The organism is Inquilinus sp., from assembly GCF_057815775.1.
Genome location: NZ_JBYRFX010001156.1, coordinates 1 through 2,054 on the forward strand (window position 1 = coordinate 1; position 2,054 = coordinate 2,054).

A 2,054-nucleotide genomic window follows, 5' to 3' on the forward strand; every position below is an offset into this window, starting at 1 on the left:
AGGAGGGCTACACCATCAAGGGCGTGCAGCGCCTGCTGAAGGAAGGCAAGTCGGCCGAGACCGACGACGCCGCTCCCGCGGACGCCGCGCCATCGGGCCCGCCGCGTCCGGTCGCGGTGTCGAAGGGCAAGGCCGCGGCCAAGCCGGCGGCGGCCCGCGATGCGCTGCAGCTGTCGCTGCTGGCGGGTGATGGCCGCGCCGCCGGCCTGACCACCGAGCTGCGCGACGAGCTCACGGTGCTGCTGGCCGAACTCAAGCGCCTGCAATCGGCATTGCGCGGAGCCGGCGAAGGCTGAAAGGCTGACCGATCGTTCGGTTAATCTTAAAGCGCCCCAAACCGGCCGTCGGCCAAGCCTCAGTAATCGGTGATGCCGCTGCGCGGGATCCGCACCTCGCGGTGGATCCAGACGCTCAGCAGCACGCCGCAGCCCATCAGCAGGGTCAGCATCGCCGTGCCGCCGTAGGACACCAGCGGCAGCGGGATGCCGACCACCGGGATCAGCCCCGTCACCATCGCCACATTGACGAAGACATAGAGGAAGAAGGTCGTGGTCAGCCCGACGCCGACCAGCCGGCCGAAATGGCTGCGGGCGCTCAGCGCGATCATCAGGCCGTAGACGAACAGCATGGTGTAGAGGAACAGCAGGATCAGCGCCCCGACCATGCCGAATTCCTCGGCCAGCACCACGAAGATGAAGTCGGTGTGCTTCTCCGGCAGGAACATCAGCTGGCTTTGCGTCCCGGCGGTGAAGCCCTTGCCGAACAGGGCGCCGGAGCCGAGCGCGATCTTCGACTGCATGATGTTGTAGCCGGCGCCGAGCGGGTCCCGTTCCGGCTGCAGGAAGGTGTAGACGCGGTTCTTCTGGTAGTCGTGCAGGAACTCCCAGCCCACCGGGATCGCCGACAGGCCGAGCACGATCGCCACCGCGAATTTCCACAGCCGCACGCCGGTCGAGAACATCACCGCGCCGCCGGTCAGCACCAGCAGCATGGCGGTGCCGAGATTGGGCTGCATCAGCACCATGCCGACCGGCGCCAGGATCAGCAGCAGCGGCACGATCAGCACCAGCGGGCTGCGCACCTCGACCAGCGAGAAGCCGTGGAAATAGCGGGCGAGGGCGAGGACCAGGGCGATCTTCATCAGCTCGGATGGCTGGATCACCAGGGGGCCGAGATTGATCCAGCGCTCGGCGCCCATGCCGACATGGCCCATGAGCTGGACCACGATCAGCAGGGCGAAGACGATGGCGTAGACCGGGTAGGCGATCTTCATCCAGATCCGGATGTCGATCATCGCGAACACCAGCATGACGACGAACCCGCTGCCGAATCGGCTCAACTGCCGGCTGGCCCAGGGATCCCAGGACCCGCCGCCGGCCGAATACAGCAGCATGACCCCGACCGCAGCGATGGCGCAGACGAGGATCACCAGCCCCCAGCTCATCAGCTGGAGCTTGGTCAGGAAGGTGTAGTGCGGGGCGTCGTCGCGTGTCCGAAAGCTGCTCATGTACCAGGCAAATCCGCCATCACCGGGAAGGCGGCCGGACTATGCTCCGGCAGGCGCGGCCGGGCAAGGCCGGGGGATGTGGCGGTGTGACCGCCAGGGCCTTGCCCGCGCCACCTAGCCGGCGGCCCTGCTGCCGTCCAGATGCAGCGCAAAGCCGGCCGCATCCGGATCGCCCAGCCCGGGGCGGAGCTGCATGCTCGGGATTCGATAATCCCCGCCATTCTGCTGCCGGTAGGGAATGGGCGGGGTGGTCGCGAGTGTCCGCATCCGCTCGCGCAGGCACTCGGCCACGGGCGCGAAACCGGCCTCGTCGAGCCGGTCGACGCTGTAGGCCACGAAGGGCGGCAGCACGTCGTAGCCGGGGTAGTAGAGGATTCCGTGGTTGATCGGGAACAGCAGGTCGTCGATCGGCCCGTTGACCCCGCGGGGGCTGTAATGCTCCTCCCAGCCGCCGGCGGTCACGATCAGCATGGCGCGCTTGCCCGCAAGGCTGCCCTCGCCGTAGCGGTCGCCCCAGCGCCGATCGCTGTGTTCGCCGACGCCATAG

2 protein-coding genes and 1 pseudogene are annotated in these 2,054 nt (G+C 67.8%); 1 reads left to right on the forward strand and 2 read right to left on the reverse strand.

Annotated features, from left to right (window positions below; all coding sequences use genetic code 11):
• Positions 1–296: pseudogene (locus tag AC3XYG_RS40995) on the forward strand (hypothetical protein); the annotation flags it as partial.
• Between the two features lie 59 nt (positions 297–355).
• On the opposite strand, the gene rodA reads toward AC3XYG_RS40995, so the two are convergent.
• A complete protein-coding gene (rodA, locus tag AC3XYG_RS41000) occupies positions 356–1,507 on the reverse strand; it encodes a rod shape-determining protein RodA (protein ID WP_489145679.1) in 1,152 nt (383 codons plus the stop codon).
• A gap of 114 nt (positions 1,508–1,621) precedes the next feature.
• On the reverse strand, positions 1,622–2,054 hold a 433-nt coding region (locus tag AC3XYG_RS41005), incomplete at its 5' end, for an NAD(P)H-dependent oxidoreductase (protein ID WP_489145680.1).